General features: G+C 38.1%; 19 protein-coding genes. 18 read left to right on the plus strand and 1 reads right to left on the minus strand.

The window, feature by feature from the left end:
• Positions 1-66: 66 nt before the first annotated feature.
• The 3 genes from I5435_RS07400 (at position 67) to I5435_RS07410 (ending at position 3,208) form a co-directional block, all read left to right on the plus strand.
• Complete coding sequence (locus tag I5435_RS07400) at positions 67-1,032, plus strand: YpdA family putative bacillithiol disulfide reductase (protein ID WP_024362352.1); 966 nt, start codon at positions 67-69, stop codon at positions 1,030-1,032.
• Between the two features lie 69 nt (positions 1,033-1,101).
• Complete coding sequence (locus I5435_RS07405) at positions 1,102-1,662, plus strand: glycerol-3-phosphate acyltransferase (protein WP_024362351.1); 561 nt, start codon at positions 1,102-1,104, stop codon at positions 1,660-1,662.
• Positions 1,663-1,666: 4 nt separating this feature from the next.
• Positions 1,667-3,208 carry an aminotransferase class V-fold PLP-dependent enzyme gene (locus I5435_RS07410; RefSeq protein WP_024362350.1) on the plus strand — a complete coding sequence of 514 codons (1,542 nt, stop codon included), beginning with the start codon at positions 1,667-1,669 and terminating at the stop codon, positions 3,206-3,208.
• A 68-nt stretch (positions 3,209-3,276) separates the two neighbouring features.
• Here the strand turns inward: I5435_RS07410 and I5435_RS07415 are convergent, their stop codons facing one another.
• Positions 3,277-4,245 carry an asparaginase gene (locus I5435_RS07415; RefSeq protein ID WP_024362349.1) on the minus strand — a complete coding sequence of 323 codons (969 nt, stop codon included), beginning with the start codon at positions 4,243-4,245 and terminating at the stop codon, positions 3,277-3,279.
• 82 nt (positions 4,246-4,327) lie between these two features.
• Between I5435_RS07415 and prsW the strand changes: the two genes are divergently transcribed.
• The 15 genes from prsW to mtrB all read left to right on the plus strand — a co-directional run bounded on the left by prsW (position 4,328) and on the right by mtrB (position 19,176).
• On the plus strand, positions 4,328-5,002 hold the full coding sequence (gene prsW / locus I5435_RS07420) for a glutamic-type intramembrane protease PrsW (protein ID WP_024362348.1): 675 nt from the start codon (positions 4,328-4,330) through the stop codon (positions 5,000-5,002).
• Positions 5,003-5,102: 100 nt separating this feature from the next.
• The gene (gene sleB, locus I5435_RS07425; RefSeq protein WP_337983514.1) at positions 5,103-5,927 is read left to right on the plus strand and encodes a spore cortex-lytic enzyme; all 825 of its coding nucleotides are present in this window, start codon (positions 5,103-5,105) and stop codon (positions 5,925-5,927) included.
• A 24-nt stretch (positions 5,928-5,951) separates the two neighbouring features.
• Complete coding sequence (locus I5435_RS07430) at positions 5,952-7,226, plus strand: PepSY1/2 domain-containing protein (protein WP_036205511.1); 1,275 nt, start codon at positions 5,952-5,954, stop codon at positions 7,224-7,226.
• An 86-nt stretch (positions 7,227-7,312) separates the two neighbouring features.
• The gene (locus I5435_RS07435) at positions 7,313-7,972 is read left to right on the plus strand and encodes a flagellar brake protein (protein WP_024364296.1); all 660 of its coding nucleotides are present in this window, start codon (positions 7,313-7,315) and stop codon (positions 7,970-7,972) included.
• Between the two features lie 83 nt (positions 7,973-8,055).
• Entirely contained in the window at positions 8,056-8,730 is a 675-nt protein-coding gene (cmk, locus tag I5435_RS07440) for a (d)CMP kinase (protein ID WP_025219070.1), read from the plus strand.
• Positions 8,731-8,832: 102 nt separating this feature from the next.
• A complete protein-coding gene (gene rpsA / locus I5435_RS07445; protein ID WP_337983515.1) occupies positions 8,833-9,969 on the plus strand; it encodes a 30S ribosomal protein S1 in 1,137 nt (378 codons plus the stop codon).
• A gap of 436 nt (positions 9,970-10,405) precedes the next feature.
• Positions 10,406-11,716 (plus strand): ribosome biogenesis GTPase Der, encoded by a 1,311-nt coding sequence (gene der, locus I5435_RS07450; RefSeq protein WP_337983516.1) that lies wholly within the window; start codon positions 10,406-10,408, stop codon positions 11,714-11,716.
• Positions 11,717-11,873: 157 nt separating this feature from the next.
• Positions 11,874-12,890 carry an NAD(P)H-dependent glycerol-3-phosphate dehydrogenase gene (locus I5435_RS07455; RefSeq protein WP_024364292.1) on the plus strand — a complete coding sequence of 339 codons (1,017 nt, stop codon included), beginning with the start codon at positions 11,874-11,876 and terminating at the stop codon, positions 12,888-12,890.
• A gap of 415 nt (positions 12,891-13,305) precedes the next feature.
• Positions 13,306-13,515, plus strand: a complete 210-nt coding sequence (locus tag I5435_RS07460; protein ID WP_024364291.1) for a DUF2768 domain-containing protein — start codon at positions 13,306-13,308, stop codon at positions 13,513-13,515.
• Positions 13,516-13,533: 18 nt separating this feature from the next.
• Complete coding sequence (locus tag I5435_RS07465) at positions 13,534-14,322, plus strand: hypothetical protein (RefSeq protein ID WP_024364290.1); 789 nt, start codon at positions 13,534-13,536, stop codon at positions 14,320-14,322.
• Between the two features lie 83 nt (positions 14,323-14,405).
• Positions 14,406-15,760 (plus strand): IS3 family transposase gene (locus tag I5435_RS07470; RefSeq protein ID WP_337982349.1). Its coding sequence is split into 2 segments (ribosomal slippage): positions 14,406-14,859 and positions 14,859-15,760, totalling 1,356 coding nucleotides; the frame shifts between segments, so codons are not numbered across the junction.
• Positions 15,761-15,913: 153 nt separating this feature from the next.
• On the plus strand, positions 15,914-17,392 hold the full coding sequence (gene spoIVA / locus I5435_RS07475) for a stage IV sporulation protein A (RefSeq protein WP_024364289.1): 1,479 nt from the start codon (positions 15,914-15,916) through the stop codon (positions 17,390-17,392).
• Positions 17,393-17,591: 199 nt separating this feature from the next.
• Positions 17,592-17,864, plus strand: coding sequence for an HU family DNA-binding protein (locus tag I5435_RS07480; RefSeq protein WP_004232618.1), 273 nt, complete (start codon positions 17,592-17,594; stop codon positions 17,862-17,864).
• 460 nt (positions 17,865-18,324) lie between these two features.
• A complete protein-coding gene (folE, locus tag I5435_RS07485) occupies positions 18,325-18,894 on the plus strand; it encodes a GTP cyclohydrolase I FolE (protein ID WP_024364288.1) in 570 nt (189 codons plus the stop codon).
• Between the two features lie 63 nt (positions 18,895-18,957).
• Positions 18,958-19,176, plus strand: coding sequence for a trp RNA-binding attenuation protein MtrB (mtrB, locus tag I5435_RS07490; RefSeq protein WP_010858802.1), 219 nt, complete (start codon positions 18,958-18,960; stop codon positions 19,174-19,176).
• The last annotated feature ends 176 nt before the right edge of the window (positions 19,177-19,352 follow it).

The following is a 19,352-nucleotide window of genomic DNA, read 5'->3' on the forward strand; positions in this document are numbered from 1 at the left end:
CTCATCTGCAACAGTTAAGCATCTGTGTTTAATACGCTGATGCCAATTTGATAGGAGTGTCAAACAATGCAACAAGTTGATGCAATTATTGTTGGAGGAGGCCCTTGTGGTTTAGCCGCAGCAATATCTTTGCAAAAAATTGGTTTACAACCGATTGTAATTGAAAAAGGAAATATCGTAAACGCTATTTACAATTATCCTACACATCAAACTTTTTTTAGTACGAGTGAACGTTTAGCGATTGGTGATGTACCATTTATTATTGAAGGACGGAAGCCAAAGCGAAATCAGGCACTTGTTTATTATCGTGAAGTAGTACGCTTGAAAAATATTCAAGTAAACCGTTTTGAAAAAGTCGAAAGTGTTGTCAAATCAGGGGAACTTTTTACTGTTACGACTGATAAGGATGTATATGGAACACCCTATGTGGTCATTGCAACGGGTTACTATGATCATCCTAACTATATGAATATTCCTGGCGAGGCATTACCTAAAGTTCACCATTATTTTAAAGAAGGCCATGAATTTTTTGATACGGATGTCCTTGTGATTGGTGGCAAAAATTCAGCAGTAGATGCAGCTTTAGAATTAAACAAAGCGGGCGCTCGTGTCACAGTTGTTTATCGAGGTAGCGAGTATTCATCAAGTATTAAGCCATGGGTCTTACCAGAATTTGAAGGTGTTGTGCGCAATGGAGAAGTCACAATGCATTTTAATACAATTGTGAAGGAAATCCGTGAGCATGAAGTCATCATTAATATTAATGGTCGTGAAGAAATGATAAAAAACGACTTTGTCTTTGCTATGACAGGCTATCATCCAGACCATTCATTTATCCGTGCGATGGGAGTTACAATTGACGAAGAAACAGGTCGACCATTTTGTCATCCAGAAACAATGGAAACCAATGTAGCTGGATTATTTATTGCTGGGGTTATTGCAGCAGGGAATAATGCCAATGAAATTTTTATAGAAAATGGCCGCTTCCATGGGGATTGTATTGCTCAAGCTATTGCGGAAAGAAAGCTATAAAAGAAAAAGGAAGCTGTATAGGCATGCACTGCTTATACAGCTTCTTTAGACTGTAGAAGGAGGGGAATAATGACTTGGCTTTATTGGCTATTTAGTTATAGTGTTGGAAACTTTTTGACGGCTTATTTCGTTGGAAAAATGTATGGTGTCAATTTGCAACAAGAACGTAGTAAAAATCTTGGAGCCAGAAATGCAGGGAGTGTAATTGGCAAGGCTGCATTTATGTGGACATTTTTGGGGGATGCATTAAAAGGTGTACTAGTTGTAACATTGGGCTATTTCTGGCATTTGGAACAGTGGGTTATTATGGCTGGAGCCTGTTTCGTGATTCTCGGTCATTTATATCCGATTTGTCTAAAATTTAATGGTGGTAAGGGGGTTGCAACGTTTATTGGTGTTGGACTTGCCCTTTCTCCAGCTTTATTTTCAATGATGATTGTCGGTACAGCTATTGTACTTGGTGTAACAAGAAGTTTAACACTCGGCATGTTAGGTGGCTTTGTATTTTACATTGGCGCAATTGTACTGACAGGACATTTACAGTTATACATACCGATACTTGTTGCCATTATGTGTATGCTATTGAAGCATTCATCCAATATAAAGGAGTCATTGAGAAGAGGGAAGTGAATTTATGTACTGGTGTAAAGTCGCACAGACAGAAAAGGAATTTGATGCAATTGCGCAGTTGAATTATGAAACTTTTGTTGAGGAAATTCCACAACATGAACCAAATGCGCTGAAAAGAAAAGTCGATCGTTTCCATAAAGAAAATACGTATTTAGTGGTGTATAAAGGTACTGAGCTTATCGGTATGCTAGCCTTTCGAGATCAGCGACCGTTTTCAATCGATGAAAAAATTGGCGAAGTAGAGCAATTTTTACCAAAGGAAATTTGTACAAAGCTTTGTGAAATTCGCTTACTCGCAGTGAAAAAGCCTTACCGCTCAGGTCGAGTACTAATCAGATTAACACAAGCATTAAATGCATTTGCCTATGAAAAGGGGTACTCAGCAGCTGTTATCTCAGGTACTACACGTGAGGAAAAGATGTATAAACAAATGGGCTTTAGCCAATTCGCACCTGCGGTAGGAACAAACGAAGCAATGTTTTTACCAATGGTCTTAACAAGGCAACAATTTGAACAGTCGTTGCAACACAAGCTTGCGCAAGAAAGTTATACATTTTATCCAGGACCAGTGAAACAGCAGGGAGCAATTGTGTATTCTGATATGTCGCACAGGTCACAAGCCTTTCAATCGCTCTATGCACGTATGCGTAGCAAGTTGCTTGAATTATCTGGGGCTAAACAAGTCGCTACAATCGTTGGATCAGGGACGCTCGCAAATGAAGTGATGCTTGGGCAACTCAAGGCTCAACAAGCGGGGCATGGACTTATTTTAACAAATGGCGAATTTGGAGAGCGTCTTCAGAAGCAGGCAGAACGTTGGTTATTGGATTTTGATGTTGTTACGCAAGCGTGGGGAAGCGCATTTGACATGCAGGCATTGGAGGATTTATTACAAACGGGGGCTTATCAGTGGTTGCTTATGGTGCACGGAGAAACGTCAACAGGTGCATGCAATGATTTACACGGGATGAAGCAGTTGGCTAAGCGCTATAACATAAAACTTTGTGTTGATTGTATTAGCTCTTTTGGTGCTATGCCGTTTTTATTGGACGATTGCTATTTAGCGACAGCGGTGAGTGGTAAAGCTATTGGGGCATTGAGTGGTTTGGCCTTTGTGTTTTCTCAAGAACTTGTAGAGCCTGTGACAGCGTTGCCTGCCTATTTGGATTTAACCAATTATCAACATGGAACAATTCCCTATACACTACCAGCAGCACTAGTTGGGAATGTAGTGGAAGCCTTACAAGCCTATCCAGCGCGTTATCATCAACTACAGCAGCGCTATGAGGCATTGTTGCAGTTGCCTTTTATGCATTATCGTTTACCAATCACAGCGTATCCAATGATCATCACTATACAATGTCCAAATGGCTTAACCAAGCTAGCAACAGATTTAAAATTAAACGGGTTATTTGTGCATGCAGATAGTAACTATTTAAAACATCGAAATTTTATACAGTTATCGGTGATTCAACCTGATTTTGAGTTAGCCTATAGGCGCTTGCAAAATTTGTTAACTTTCTATAAGCAAACAGTTGATTTATAAGTGACATCTCAAACTAACTATAAACTGCCCCAATTGTTAGGTGGTGTCTAACAATTGGGGCAGTACTATTACTGGAAAAACTCTTTTAAGTCTAAAGGATTCCCTGCTGTATTTAAACCGATTAGTAACTTTAAGCGTGCTTTTTGTCCGTTAATACCTGTGGCGAAAATGGCGCCTAAGTCTTCCAGCATTTTACCACCACCAATGTAGCCGTATACGCCTTCTGCGATGCCATTGAAGCATCTAGAAACTAAAACGACCGGAATACCTCGTTCCAATAGACTTTCAATGCCTTTTACAACTGTTGGTGGTACATTGCCTTGTCCAAGTCCTTCAAGTACAACACCATCATATTGGCAGGCGAGGACCACATCAAGTAAATCAACTTCCATTCCCGCATATACTTTCAACATCGCTACTCGTTTTGTTAAGCCTTTTACATCTACATATTGGCGACGAATCGGGGCATGATGAAACAGAATACGTGTTTTTGTAATAAGTCCAATTGGGCCGTATTGTGGGGATTGAAATGTATTGACTGAGCTCGTACTCGTTTTTGTTGTGTTGACAGCCAAATGGACTTCATCGTTCATCACAACTAGCACACCTTTGTCTTTTGCTTCAGCATCTATCGCTACACGAACAGCTTCCACTAAATTGTATATGCCATCAGCACCTAGCTCATTGGAGGAGCGCATTGCACCTGTTAAGACAATTGGAATGGATAAATTGGTTGTTAACTCTAAAAAATAGGCTGTTTCTTCTAAAGTATCTGTGCCGTGTGTAATGACCACACCATCAAAATGTTCTGTTGAAGTTTTTTCCATAATTAAGTTACGTAAATGAAGCATTTCTTTTGGTGTTATATGTGGTGAAGGAAGATTAAACGCCTCCACTTCTTTTATAGATGCCAGTGTATCAAGTTTTTTACTCTCTTTTATTAATGGATTTTCCTTGTTAGGCATCACCGCACCTTCATCACTCATTGCCATGGAAATTGTGCCACCCGTATGAATTAATAAAATTGTTTTTTTCATAAAAATATATCTCCTTTTAAAAAGTTTTTTTGTCATTACATGGTATAATGAAATCAGTCTATTGTTGAAAGGAGCCGGCAACATGATCATTCTTTTATCAGCTGCCATTGCTCCCGGTCTAGCGCTTTTTAGTTACTTCTATTTGCGCAATCAAATGGCAACGGAGCCAAGAAGAACTTTACTTCAAACGTTTTTGTATGGTGCTTTTCTAACTTTCCCTATCTTGTTTTTACAATATGTATTAACGGAGGAGGGAGTTTTTCGATATCTTTATTTACAAGATGTCCTTTTTTCAAGTGTCATTGAAGAGTTTTTTAAATGGTTTGTTCTGTTAATAGCTATTTACAATCATGTGGAATTTGATGATCCTTATGATGGTATATTGTACGGTGCGAGTATATCTCTTGGATTTGCTACGATAGAAAATATATTATATTTATTTTCTTTCGGTTTAAACACGGCCTTTATGCGCGCGTTATTACCCGTATCCAGTCATGCTCTGTTCGGTGTAGTAATGGGCTATTACTATGGACGTGCTAAATTTTCAAAAAATGCAAAGACGAAAGAAATGATTGCAATGGCCATTTGCGCACCGGTAGTATTACACATTTTATACAATACAATATTATCATTTAAAGGGCATTGGGTATATTTAATGATACCGTTTATGTTATTTTTATGGTGGTTTGGCTTACGTAAAGTAAAGCTAGCGCACTATCATCTTGTCCAACATTTGCATATGCATAAAAAAATATAAAAACGTAGAAATCTAAAAACGATTTCTACGTTTTTTTCTTTTTTATCAATGTATAAAAAGTGTCTTTTGTTTCAAGCTATAAAAAAAAGGAGTGATGATTGTGCGTTTATTAAGCATACTTTTTGCTTTCCTATTTGCGATTAGTATAGTCTCGATACCGCAAAATGACGCCATAGCGTTTAGCGATCAACAGATTGCTCGTGGTGCTTATGGAGATGACGTGATTGAGCTGCAAGCTAGACTACAATACTTAGGATTTTATAAAAGTAAAATTGATGGGAAATTTGGCTACAACACGTATTGGGCACTGCGAAATTTCCAAGAAAAATATGGATTGCCGATTGATGGAATAGCGGGGGCAAAGACGAAAAAAGCGTTAGTTGGCTATTCAGATTATGATGAGAATTGGGTAAAAGCGCAATTAAAAGCAGGCAATCAATTTACCTATTATGGTGGTGTGCCTCTTGATCAACAGGTGAAAAATAGTGGTGGAGGCAGTACAGCAAATCGTGGTGACAGCAGTGGTAGCAGCAATAGTAATGGTACCGATACACAAATTCCACCAAAGTATACAGAGCGAGATTTACAGCTAATCGCTAATGCCGTTTACGGAGAAGCGAGGGGAGAACCGTATGAGGGGCAAGTTGCTGTAGCAGCAGTTATTTTAAATCGACTAGAAAGCCCTGATTTCCCTAACACAATATCAGGTATTATATTCCAACCATTAGCATTTACAGCAGTAGCAGATGGACAAATTTGGTTAGAGCCGAACCAACGTGCAAAGGAAGCGGTCATTGATGCTATGAATGGCTGGGATCCATCGGAAAATGCCCTGTATTACTTTAATCCAAAAACAGCAACAAGTAAGTGGATTTGGACTCGTCCTCAAATAAAACAAATAGGTGAGCATATTTTCTGTTCATAGAAAGGAGGAAAACAATTGAGAACAATGCTCGTTATTTTAACAATAGCAGTAATTGGTTTGGGTGCCTATAGCATTGATTTACATGGCGATAAAGAAAGTTTACAACGTACTGTACATGCGCAGTATACAGAAAAATTAACGGACGCTTCTGAAAAATTATCATACTTACAAAGAGCCGTTTCACAATCCTTATTATTTAAGGATGAACAGGCGATCGATAGTGAGTTAGATTCTATTTGGCGACTAAGCTCTGAAGTACGTTCTTCTATAGCGAATATTCCAATTGGGCAAGAACTTTCTAATCAGTGGCTAGGTTATTTGGGAAAACTAGGAGATGAAGCAAAGAAAACAGCAAAATCGGGGGATTATGAAGCATGGCGAGAAAAAATGCCGCAAATTTCTACGAATTTACAAGCTTTATCTGACGAGTGGACGACAGCAACGGTTGATTACTACAAGCAAGATGGAAAAATGGATGTTTGGATGCGTCAAGTAGACAATAAAAATCCTAATACCTCTTTCGATAATATTCAAAAGACACTAAAAGATTATGGTGAAAGTGATTTCCCGCTTACTTTAAGTGAAGCAGATTGGCAAAAGAAAATAGAATTAAAAGCGTTACAAGATTCAGTTATTACGGAAAAAGAAGCATTGGAAAAAGTAAAATATTTATTCCCGCTTATTAAAGATGCTACATTTACTGTGACCAAAAGTAGTGATACCGCACCGTATCCGTTTTATCACATACAGTTCCACCAAGGTATTCGCTTAGGCTATGTAGATTTAACTGAAAAAGGAGGACATTTACTGTCCTATTTAGTAGAACGTCCTGTGGATGAAGCAAAACTTTCCCAAGATGAAATAATTAAAAAAGCTGAAGAACATTTAAAGCGATTGGAAATGAAAGATGTTGCTTATGTTGAAGCTCGTGAAAATCATTTAGCATGGCATGTTACATTTGCACGCGTTCATCCTGGTGATAATGCATTAATCTATGCGGATGGTGTTCAGTTAAAAATTGCAAAAGATACTGGGGAATTACTAGGTGCCAATGCAATGGAATATATCCAAGAAGAATCAATCAAACCTCAAAAGGCCAATCCAATTGATTGGAAATCTTTCTTTGATAATAATGTGCGTGTGGAAGAAGTGAAAAATATTTATACGGATAATGGACAATTCGAGCAACGACTTTGCTATGAAGTGATAGCCGTTCGAGATGAACAGACGCAAGAAACATTCCGTATTGTCATTGATGCTGAAAATCACAATGTTTTAAAAGTAGAATATTTAACCTAAGATAAAGAAAAAGCTCCCAGTTCATATAGCCAAAATTTACATCCCATGCGATAATGGAGGTATATATATTGTTCGGGGAGATGCTCATGGAAATAAAAATTGGAACACTATTACAACTAGAACCTACTTATACAGAACGTATAGAGAAATTCCGCTGTAAAGTAGTTGAACAAAAAGACAATATTCTTTATATTGACTATCCAACAAATGTAGTAACAAAGAAAACCGCTTTTTTAATAGATGGTTCAGAATTTAGGGCAACCTTTCGAACAGAGGATAAGCTTTCCTATGCATTCAATACAGAAGTAATAGGACGCAAGGCGGGCAATATACCGATGATTATGTTGCATTGCCCTCAAGAAGATGATTTTATTAAAATTCAACGCCGTGAATATGTTCGTGTTGAAACACCTGTTGATGTGGCAGTTCAATTTAATGAATTTAAGTATCAATTAGTCACAGCGGATATCAGTGCGGGTGGTATTGCACTAATTTTGAAAGGTGATGTAGCTTTCAAAGACGATGATGATGTTAAGTTAACGATTGTCTTACCATTTGCCAATGGAGATGTCATTTATGTCGTAACAGAAGCTACTGTTGTTAAGATATTTGAAAAAGAAGATAAGACAATTGCTACCATTCAGTTAACAGATACGGATGATATCGATCAACAACATATTGTACGTTTCTGCTTCGAACGTCAGCTAGTCAATCGCCGTAAAGAATTAAATCCTTTCGATGATTAAAATCGCAGTAGCCCTCTTGTAAATAGAGGGCTTTTTTTTGTTAGTATGATACAATATGGTGTGAAAGAAAGTAGGGAAGCATAATGAACAAAAACATTCAAATTGCGATTGACGGACCTGCAGGAGCTGGGAAAAGTACAATCGCGAAAATCGTTGCAGAATCACTAGGATTCACGTATATCGATACGGGTGCAATGTATCGAGCAGTTACGTATAAAGCGATGCAACAAAACATACATTTAGATGATGAAGCAAAATTAGCAGAAATGTTAGCCGTTAGCTCAATTGAATTAAAGCCATCTCCTCAAGGTCAACTTGTTTTTTTAGACGGCGAAAACGTATCAGATGCAATACGCTCTAACGAAGTGACATCATCTGTTTCACAAGTAGCAGCACATGCCAAAGTACGTGAATTATTGGTCGCACAGCAGCAAAAACTTGCTGCAAATGGTGGTGTTGTGATGGATGGACGGGATATTGCGACGCATGTGTTAAAAAATGCTGAACTCAAAATCTTCATGTCTGCTACTGTAGAAGAACGTGCAAGACGTCGTTTTATTGACAATGAAAAAAGAGGGATCGCGTCTTCAATAGAAAAGCTCCAAGAAGAGATTGCTTTGCGCGACAAAATGGACAGTGAGCGCGAAGCATCACCACTGATTCAAGCAGCGGATGCTATATTTTTAGACACAACGGAGCTATCAATTGATGCCGCAGCACAGGCCATTTTAAAATTAGCACAAGAAAAAATGGTATAAATCCTAAAATTTCAGACATTTTTTGAATTTAAAGGATTTATTTTTGTCTTTGTCTTCAATATCGAATAAAATAGTAAGGGAAGATGCGAAGGAGGGTTACATATGTCTGAAGAAATGAACTATGCAGAACAAACGTTTAACGAAGGTGATATCGTCAAAGGTATTGCAGAGCAGGTTGATGAAAAAGCGGTAACTGTTTCAATTCCAGGTGCACCGTTTGACGGTATCGTACCAATAAGTGAATTATCGAGCTTACACATTGAAAAAGCGTCTGACGCAATCTCCGTTGGGGATGAGTTAGAATTGATGATTACAAAAGTTGAAGAAGGAAACTATGTATTATCAAAACGTAAAGTAGATGCCTTAAAAGCATGGGATACACTTGAACAACAATTTGCTGCTGAGGAAGTTTTCGAAGCGGAAGTAAAGGATATTGTTAAAGGTGGTCTTGTTGTTGATTTAGGAGTTCGTGGCTTCGTTCCGGCATCCTTAGTAGAAGATTATTTTGTTGATGATTTTGAAGATTATAAAGGGAAAGTATTAAGCTTTAAAATTGTTGAGCTAGATAAAGAAAAAAACCGCTTAATTTTATCACATCGAGCTGTAGTTGAATCTGAGAAAGCATCTCAGAAGAAAAATGTCATTAACCAAATTAAAGCTGGTGATGTATTAGACGGTAAAGTGCAACGTATAGCATCGTTTGGTGCATTTATTGACCTTGGTGGTATCGATGGCCTTGTTCATATTTCACAAGTATCACATGAGCATGTAAGTGATGTCAGTGAGGTTTTATCAGAAGGACAAGAAGTGAAGGTAAAAGTTCTGTCGGTAGATCCAGAGAATGAACGTATCTCATTATCCATTAAGGAAACAATTCCTGGACCTTGGTCGAATATTGAAGAGCGTGCAGCGAAAGGCACAATACTTGTAGGGAAAGTCAAACGCCTTACATCGTTTGGTGCTTTTGTAGAAGTGTTCCCTGGTGTGGAAGGCTTAGTGCATATATCGCAAATTGCGCATAAACATATTAATACACCACATGAAGCGTTAAAAGAAGCGCAAGAAGTACAGGTGAAGGTGCTGGATGTTAACGTTGACGAAGGTCGTCTAGCATTAAGTATAAAAGATTTATTGGAAAATCCAGAGGCAGAAGAAGTAATCGATTATGAATTACCAGAAGAAAACACAGGTTTCTCTCTTGGTGATGTCATCGGCGATCAACTGAAAAACTTTAAATAATCATGACATGCGAGGATATGATGTTGTATCCTCGCTTTCGTCTGTCATCATATGATAATTAAGCTACATAGGAATGAATCTATGCAAGCCCCATCACTGCGCTTCTAGTGAGCGAGTAAGAGCTTCTATCCATGGCATTTGCCTAATAAATGAGTGAAGCCATGTCTAGTTTGCTGCCTACAGAAGCCTATTTGGTGGGGCTTACTTTGTTTACATGTTAATTTGCCGATTTGGTGATACTAAGCGAAATGGCACGTGCGCAAAGGAAAATAAAATAGGTGAATAATACGAGGATTAAAGAGCACGCTGGGACAAAAAACAACGATTATGTCGAGCAGAAAAGTAAAAAGTACTCTCCTCGATGGATATGTTATGATATAATGGCATTTTTCGTGTATAATAGCGAAAGATAAGAAGTTGGAAGGATGAAGTACAGATGACGAAACCAGTAGTAGCCATCGTAGGTCGTCCGAACGTAGGTAAGTCGACGATTTTTAATCGTATCGTTGGAGAACGTGTCTCGATTGTAGAAGATATTCCGGGAGTAACACGTGACCGTATTTATAGTTCGGCAGAGTGGTTAACACATGATTTTAATATTATTGATACAGGTGGTATCGAAATTGGAGACGAGCCGTTTTTAGAACAAATTCGTCAACAAGCAGAGATCGCTATTGAAGAAGCAGACGTTATTATATTTATGACGAATGGCCGTGAAGGCGTAACAGCAGCAGATGAACAAGTTGCAAAAATTTTATACAAAACAAAAAAGCCTGTCGTTCTTGCTGTCAACAAAATTGATAATCCGGACATGCGTGAAATGATTTATGATTTTTACGCACTTGGCTTTGGTGAACCTTGGCCAATTTCAGGCTCTCATGGCTTAGGCTTAGGGGATTTATTAGATGAGTGTGCAAAACACTTCCCTCAAGAGGATGAAAACCAATATGGCGATGACGTAATTAAATTCTCTTTAATTGGTCGTCCAAATGTCGGAAAATCATCACTAGTCAATGCCTTTTTAGGTCAAGAACGCGTTATTGTCAGCAACATTGCAGGTACAACGCGGGATGCAATTGATACACCTTACGAATATGATGGGCATGAATATGTCATTATTGATACAGCCGGTATGCGTAAAAAAGGAAAAGTGTACGAAACGACAGAAAAATATTCTGTGTTACGTGCGCTACGTGCCATTGAACGCTCTGACGTTGTATTAGTTGTTCTGAATGCTGAAGAGGGCATCCAGGAACAGGATAAAAAAATTGCAGGCTATGCACATGAGGCTGGAAAAGCAATTGTTATTGTCGTTAACAAATGGGACGCGATTGAAAAAGACGAAAAAACAATGAATGTTTTTACGCAGCAAATCCGTGAGCACTTTTTATTCTTAGACTATGCTCCAATTATTTTCGTATCAGCCAATACAAAACAACGAGTACATCAAATTTTACCGATTGTGCAGCGCGTAAGTGAAAATCATGCAATGCGTATTCAATCGTCTATTCTAAATGAAGTGATTGAAGATGCTGTGACACGTAACCCAGCGCCGACTGACAAAGGTCGCCGTTTACGTATTTACTATGCTACTCAAGTGGCGATTCAACCACCAACGTTTGTGGTATTCGTCAACGAAACAGAATTAATGCACTTCTCTTATGAGCGATTTTTAGAAAATAGAATTCGTGAAACATTCGATTTTGAAGGGACGCCAATTCGTTTAATTACACGTGCACGTGCATAATTTAAAATATTACACTTCAGTACGCCAACCCGACAATTGTTGTTGGGTGGCGTCTTTTTTCAAAGGATTAGGCTAAATCACTAATTGGTTAAAATATGTCTAGCATGCATATGGACCTTTAGCAATTAACCTGTAGGAATTAAAAGGGGGAATAACAATGGAACGAGTTTGTGTACTAGGAGCAGGCTCATGGGGATCGGCACTAGCAATGGTACTTGCGGAAAATGGACATGATACGCTTGTCTGGACGCATAGAGCAGATCAGGCTGAAGAAATGAATACGCAACATACAAATAAAAAGTATTTACCTGAAACGCTATTACCGGAGAATTTACATGCAACGAATGATATTGCAAAGGCAGTAGCTCACTCCAATACAATAATTGTAGCAGTGCCAACGAAGGCTATTCGAGAAGTTTGTGAAAAGATGACTGCTACGTTAGATCAAAAAGTATTATTTGTCCATGTATCAAAGGGAATTGAGCCTGATTCATTAAAACGTATATCTGAAATCTTGGCTGAAAGCTTGCCAACTGAATTTATCGAAGACATTGTAGTACTTTCGGGGCCAAGTCATGCAGAAGAAGTCGTATTACATCATCCGACAACGATTACGGCAGCTTGTGCCAATATTGAAGCAGCTGAAAAAGTCCAAGATTTGTTTATGAATCAATTTTTCCGCGTTTATACGAATGAGGATGTTATAGGCGTAGAAATGGGTGGGGCATTAAAAAACGTGATTGCGTTAGCGGCAGGCATTACAGACGGGCTAAATTATGGTGATAATGCAAAAGCGGCACTAATTACACGTGGACTCGCTGAAATTACGCGCTTAGGTGTCAAAATGGGCGGAAATCCATTTACATTCGCGGGGCTGACAGGTATGGGTGATTTAATCGTTACATGTACAAGCGTGCATTCTCGTAATTGGCGTGCTGGAAATATGTTAGGTAAGGGTATGAAACTGCCAGAAGTACTCGATCAAATGGGTATGGTAGTGGAAGGCGTACGAACAACAAAGGCAGCCTATCAATTAGCAGAAAAATATAATGTCGCAATGCCTATTTCAACAGAACTTTATGGTGTATTGTTCAACGATGTAGAACCAAAAGTGGCGGTTGATGCATTAATGATGCGTATGAAAAAGCGTGAAATTGACGAAATGATGCATTAAATTACCGTAACTTTTATTTTATTAAACAGCAAGAATTTGTCATGAAATGGACACAAAAAGGTATCTCAGACAACTGTGAGATACCTTTTTTTAATTTAAAAGACAAAAGAGAAATATTGTTTTTAGTACTTTTCTCATAATGTAATTATGCAAAAAGTCCTTTTAATGTTTATAAACCTCTCTCTATTTAGTAAATATATGTTATAATTTCCATGGGTATATAATTGAATATAGCGATGTTCTTATTTCTGTAGTACATTTCTTGGATTTTATAAGTATATCAAAAAAATAGTATTTTCACTAAAGTCGTTAGGCTATTTTCTTTTTTGCTACAGCGCCATTTCTTTTTTGAAGTTGCCCATAGTATAATAAACGTTGATTGTCTCGTGTCATTGAAGAAAGGTGGTAGACGAAAATGGGTCCGTTAGCACATATGCCTGCACTAGATGTCATGTGGGTATCTTTTTATTGTATCGGCTTTATGATTTTGTCGGTGGGTTTAATTTATTTAGGCCGCAATAAAATTTCAAATGGTTTTTTACGTACAATCGTAAATTTATTAGCATACATACTGTTTGGACTTGGAACATTTTTAATGGTACTGATTATTGCCACATGGCCTTAAAAGGAGGAAGAACGTGTTATGAAAAAACTAAATGCTTTTCTTTTAACAGTGGCAATTGCCGTCTTGTTAGGTGGCTGTGCCTATCCTGAGGAAGAAAAAGCCGCAAACCAAGTGCCAGATGTCGATCAATTAGCAGCCGTACAACGTGCTGTCAATGAATATCGTGAAGCGACTGGTGGCCTTGTGCCAATTAAAAACAGTGAAATGGATACAGATATTTATATAAAATATTTAATCGATTTTGAAAAACTTATGCCAAAATATATCGCTCAAATTCCTGGAAATGCCTATGAAAAGGGCGGTATTTATCAATACATTATTTGGGATCCGGAAAACAGTGCTGAAGTTAAGTTAGTAGACTTAAACTCTGCTGAGCGCATGCGAGAGATTAATATTCGAAAATTGGGTACGCAATATATCCCGACAAAGGGGGCAATTGCCGATAATGTGTATCAAATTAACTTTGAAAAATTAGGCTATAAATCAGAAGTGACGGTGAAAAGTCCATATTCAGGTGCTGAATTACCAATTTTTATGACTGGTGATGGCGAAATGCATGTGGATTATTCTATTGATTTAGGCCAACTTTTAAAAGAAGACAAGCCAGATGTGAAACCAGGTGATGATATTCGTCAATTGCTTGTCGAAAAGTATCCTGTTGTTCCAGCTTATTCAGTGCCATATACTGTGGATGAAAATGGAGAGCCAACTTATATGATGGATGCTTATAATGCAGACGTCAAAAAAGCTAAGGAAGAAGCTAAAGCCGCGCAAGAGAAAGAAAGTAAAGCTACGGATTCAAAATAAATTTTTCACCCCAATCATTAGATGTTGGTCTGAACTGCACCCCAATTGTTAGACACATCTAACAATTGGAGGTGCAGTTTTTAATGGCAAAATATACTGCAGAGGAAAAATTACAAGCAGCTTTACGATACTTAGAAGGCAAAGAAAGTTCACATGAAATTGCTAAATCGATTGGGACAGATCATAAGGCTATTCTTAACTGGGCTAAACAATATGAGTATAACGGTGTTGAAGCGTTTATAAAATCATATACAAACTATACAGCACAGTTTAAACTAGACGTACTAAACTTCATGATTGAGCACGGCACGTCCTTAATAGAAACAGCGGCTATCTTTGGTATAGCAGCTCCATCGTCCATTATTCATTGGCGAAAACAGTTTGAAACAAAAGGATTCGATGCCCTTCAATCAAAGGAAAAGGGGCGTCCATCCATGAAAAAAGAAACCAATAAACAACCAAAACATACACCAGTAGAAGGCTCACCAGAAGCACTTCAAGCTCGTATCAAGCAGCTTGAAATGGAAAACGAGTATTTAAAAAAGTTGAACGCCTTAGTTCAAGCCAAAGAAACATCACCAAAGAAGACAAAGTAAAGGTCATCTATGAATTAAGGCATAAATACTCGGTGAAGGCACTTGTCGAATTCGCACAGATTCCACGTAGTACGTATTATGACATAGTGAAGAAACTGAATCGTCCCGATCCAGATACCGACTTAAAGGCTGAAATTCAATCCATCTATAACGAACATGAAGGGCGTTACGGATACCGTCGCATTCGTGATGAACTCGCAAATCGTGGACGAAGAGTGAATCATAAGAAAGTACAACGTATCATGAAAACACTTCGTTTAAAGTGCGTAGTCAGAATGAAAAAGTATAAATCATATAAAGGGACAGTCGGTAAAATCGCACCGAATATTTTAGACCGCAAATTTACAGCTGAAGCCCCTAATGAAAAGTGGGTAACAGATATTTCAGAGTTTAAATTGTTTGGTGAAAAACTCTATTTATCCCCTGTTTTAGACTTATTTAACGGAGAAATTATTACTTACACAATTGGTCATCGACCAACGTATTCACTTGTCTCAGAAATGTTGGAGAAAGCATTAGAGAAGTTACCAGAGGAACGCCAATTACTGATGCATTCCGATCAAGGCTGGCATTATCAAATGAAGCAATACCGTCACGCACTTGCATCAAAAGGCATTGTGCAAAGTATGTCACGTAAAGGCAACTGTTATGACAACTCGGTGATGGAGAATTTCTTTGGGATTTTGAAATCGGAATTCCTTTATTTAAAGGAGTTCGAAAGTGTTGAGCATTTTAAATTGGAACTTGAAAACTATATAACGTATTACAATACGAAACGAATTAAGGCAAAATTAAAACTGAGTCCGGTACAATACCGAACTCAGTTTACCCAAGCTGCCTAAATGAAATAACCGTGTCTAACTTTTAGGGGTCACTTCAGTCTAATGATTGGGGATTTTTTTATGTGCCAGTCACTCAAACAATTCTCATACATTTTCATATTTATCTGCATGGGCGCATATAGTGAAAAAGCGTAGATAAAGGAGGCAGAAACCTTGAGTGAAGCAGTATTTAAAGAAATTGCAGAGCGCACAAATGGCGATGTTTATATTGGTGTTGTTGGTCCAGTTCGGGTAGGTAAATCAACATTTGTAAAAAAAGTAATGGAAGCTGTAGTATTGCCGAATATTGTGGATGATACAGAAAGAATGCGAGCACAGGACGAGCTGCCACAAAGCTCGCCAGGCCCAGTTATCATGACTGCTGAGCCGAAGTTTGTGCCTGCTCAAGCGACTCGTATTGCGGTTGGCGAAGATGAAATGACATTCCAAATTCGTTTAGCAGATTGCGTTGGTTATGTGATTGAAGGTACAAAGGGCTATGAGGATGAAAATGGTCCGAAATACGTGCATACGCCTTGGCATACTGAGCCAATTCCTTTTCAAGAAGCAGCGAAAATTGGCACAGATAAAGTGATTCGTGACCATGCGAATATCGGGATTGTTGTGACAACAGATGGAACAGTAAATGGCATCAGCCGTCGTGCAGCTGAAAAAGCGGAAGAAGAGATTGTTGCGCAATTAACCGAAATTGGCAAGCCTTTTGTTATTGTGTTAAATTGTCAAATGCCGGCAAGAGAAGAGACGGTACAGCTTCGAAATGAGCTATTTGAACGATATAATGTTCCGGTAATTGCGATTTCAATCGATCAAATGCGTGCTTCTGATATTCAATATATTTTACAAGAGGCACTATTTGAGTTTCCGATTCGGACGATTGAGGTTGAAAAACCAGATTGGCTCGATGTCCTTGATGCTACTCACCCACTAAACGTGGCATTAATTGATTCGATGGAAGAAGTGCTTTCGTCTGTGATGAAAATTAGGGACGTGCAACAAGCTTCTGATGCCTTTAAAGCGATTGATTTTATCGATCAAAGTGAAGTGGTACATGTCGATTCAGGAATCGGTACAGCGGTTATTCGCGTGTCATTACAAGGTGAATTATATAAAGCTGTTTGTAATGAATGGTTGGAAGAGCCGATTGAAACAAAGCGCGATTGGCTGCTATTTATTAAAGAGGCTGCTGAAGCAAAAGAAGCCCAAAAACGCTTTAAAGATGCCATTACTGAAGCAGATAATAGTGGTTATGGCGTAACATTGCCAATGATGCAAGAATTCGAACCAACTGCTCCAGAACTAATTAAGCAAAATAATTTCTACGGCGTACGGATGAAAGCAAAAGCGCCATCCTATCATATTATTCGTGTTGATATGGAATCAGAATTTGCGCCACTTATTGGTTCTGAATTCCACAGTCAGCAGTTATTAAAAGATTTAAACCATGCTTATTTACATGATCGTGATGCGCTTTGGCAAACACAACTTTTCGGTACGCCATTGCATGAAGTGTTAAAAGAGGGCATACGTTATAAAATGAATGCAGTACCACCTACAGCTAAAAAACGTATGCGTCAAACAATTGAGCGTATGGTGAATGAAGGTGATAGAGGATTAGTGACATTTATTTTATAGAGATAAAATGGAAAATACTGAGCAAAAAAATAGTGCAGGACTATTCGTATTTATGCGAAAAGTCCTGTTATTTTTGTTTTTTGCGTGAAAAACGCATTTTTTGGTTATAATCATGAATGAATACAGTTGCGTCGCGGTTTTCTATGTGTTACTCTTTTTACAGAATTGGTTCATGACCCTTTGAGAGGAGGTGAATGGTGTGAATAAAACAGAATTAGTAAACTCTGTTGCTGAAGCTGCAGGTCTTTCTAAAAAAGACGCTTCTAAAGCAGTTGAAGCTGTATTTGATACAATTCAAGATGCTCTTGCAAAGGGTGACAAAGTACAATTAATTGGTTTTGGTAACTTTGAAGTACGTGAACGTGCGGCTCGTAAAGGTCGTAACCCACAAACTGGTAAAGAAATCGAAATCGCTGCTAGCAAGGTACCTGCTTTCAAACCAGGTAAAGCGCTTAAAGATGCTGTAAAATAATACACGTCTAGTAGTTACATAGAGCAGTCTTCATGTAAACGAGCATGAGGGCTGCTCTTTTTAACTTAATTTATAAAATGACTTATAGCAGTAATACATGAAATCGTTTTACTAAGATTTGTATACATAGCATAATGAACGACAACTATAACTTGCTTCACCACAAGTCCCTTATTACTAAAAATGAGGATAAATGCCAAATAGGAACGGATAAGAGCAAGCATTCCATCAAAGATTGATTTATGTTAAATGCTCTAGAAGGATAGCATGGATTTTAAGATGACTTTTTGAGCAAACTTGAATATAAAATTTGGAAACAAAGACGGCAGTTAATGTCTAATTACAGAAGTTATGTTGAATTTCTTTTAATTCAAGTAAGTCGTTTTGCGCTTAACTTTTGGATATGCTACGATGCATAGGGAAATGTGTAATGTTTTGATACGCAGGAGGGTTTTTACGAATGTCGAATGTAGATTTATTGAAAATAGAACAAGCAGTGAAAATGATTTTAGAAGCTGTGGGCGAAGATGTGAATCGTGAAGGATTACTCGATACACCAAAACGCGTTGCTAAAATGTATGCTGAAATGTTTAGTGGCTTACATGAAGATGCAAAAGATTATTTTAAAACGGTTTTCCATGAGGATCATGAAGAACTAGTGCTTGTAAAGGATATCCCATTTTACTCAATGTGTGAGCATCATCTAGTGCCATTTTACGGCAAAGCACATGTAGCTTACATACCAAACGACGGCATTGTAGCGGGCCTAAGTAAATTAGGTCGCGCAGTGGAAACGATTGCACGTCGTCCGCAATTACAAGAACGGATTACATCATCAGTAGCCGACACGATTATGGAAATGCTATCTCCTAAAGGTGTTTATGTCGTTATTGAAGCAGAACATATGTGTATGACTATGCGTGGACTGAAAAAGCCTGGATCTAAAACGGTTACATCAGTTGCACGTGGCATTTATGAACAAGATGAGGTAAAACGTAGAGAAGTCTTGTCATTTATTCAAATGTCTTAAACTGCATGTCTAATTATGTTATGATGGACTAAGAATTTGTCGGATTTAAGGAGTGTACAGACAATGGCGCAAGATTATATAGTAATACAGGCAGAAGAAGATGGTGTACATGTAATTGGGTTAACACGTGGTACGGATACGAAATTCCATCATTCTGAAAAATTAGATGCAGGGGAAGTAATGATTGCTCAATTTACTGAGCATACTTCTGCCATGAAAATTCGTGGCAAAGCACAAATCCACACAGCACATGGTGTTATTCAAAGTGAAGGTAAAAAGTAGCATAGTCATGTAAGTTAGCTTCCGTCGGTAGAGTCAACATACAGTGCTGATGACTGGTTAGTTATAATCTGCAGATGTGCCAAATGCATATGAAAAAAGTAATATGTGTTGGTGAAACTGGCTTTTACGGGCAAGTAGATTTCCTACCATTTTTTTCTTGTACTTTCCGTGGTAGG

Origin of the sequence: Lysinibacillus sp. C5.1, assembly GCF_016350185.1 — a bacterium.
Classification (GTDB): domain Bacteria; phylum Bacillota; class Bacilli; order Bacillales_A; family Planococcaceae; genus Lysinibacillus; species Lysinibacillus sphaericus.

Bases quoted from the DNA above. Each gene is read 5' to 3' on its own strand.
- I5435_RS07400 (WP_024362352.1), top strand. From the start codon at position 67: ATGCAACAAGTTGATGCAATTATTGTTGGAGGAGGCCCTTGTGGTTTA.
- I5435_RS07405 (WP_024362351.1), top strand. From the start codon at position 1,102: ATGACTTGGCTTTATTGGCTATTTAGTTATAGTGTTGGAAACTTTTTG.
- I5435_RS07410 (WP_024362350.1), top strand. From the start codon at position 1,667: ATGTACTGGTGTAAAGTCGCACAGACAGAAAAGGAATTTGATGCAATT.
- I5435_RS07415 (WP_024362349.1), bottom strand. From the start codon at position 4,245: ATGAAAAAAACAATTTTATTAATTCATACGGGTGGCACAATTTCCATG.
- prsW (WP_024362348.1), top strand. From the start codon at position 4,328: ATGATCATTCTTTTATCAGCTGCCATTGCTCCCGGTCTAGCGCTTTTT.
- I5435_RS07430 (WP_036205511.1), top strand. From the start codon at position 5,952: ATGCTCGTTATTTTAACAATAGCAGTAATTGGTTTGGGTGCCTATAGC.
- I5435_RS07435 (WP_024364296.1), top strand. From the start codon at position 7,313: ATGGAAATAAAAATTGGAACACTATTACAACTAGAACCTACTTATACA.
- cmk (WP_025219070.1), top strand. From the start codon at position 8,056: ATGAACAAAAACATTCAAATTGCGATTGACGGACCTGCAGGAGCTGGG.
- rpsA (WP_337983515.1), top strand. From the start codon at position 8,833: ATGTCTGAAGAAATGAACTATGCAGAACAAACGTTTAACGAAGGTGAT.
- der (WP_337983516.1), top strand. From the start codon at position 10,406: ATGACGAAACCAGTAGTAGCCATCGTAGGTCGTCCGAACGTAGGTAAG.
- I5435_RS07455 (WP_024364292.1), top strand. From the start codon at position 11,874: ATGGAACGAGTTTGTGTACTAGGAGCAGGCTCATGGGGATCGGCACTA.
- I5435_RS07460 (WP_024364291.1), top strand. From the start codon at position 13,306: ATGGGTCCGTTAGCACATATGCCTGCACTAGATGTCATGTGGGTATCT.
- I5435_RS07465 (WP_024364290.1), top strand. From the start codon at position 13,534: ATGAAAAAACTAAATGCTTTTCTTTTAACAGTGGCAATTGCCGTCTTG.
- folE (WP_024364288.1), top strand. From the start codon at position 18,325: ATGTCGAATGTAGATTTATTGAAAATAGAACAAGCAGTGAAAATGATT.
- mtrB (WP_010858802.1), top strand. From the start codon at position 18,958: ATGGCGCAAGATTATATAGTAATACAGGCAGAAGAAGATGGTGTACAT.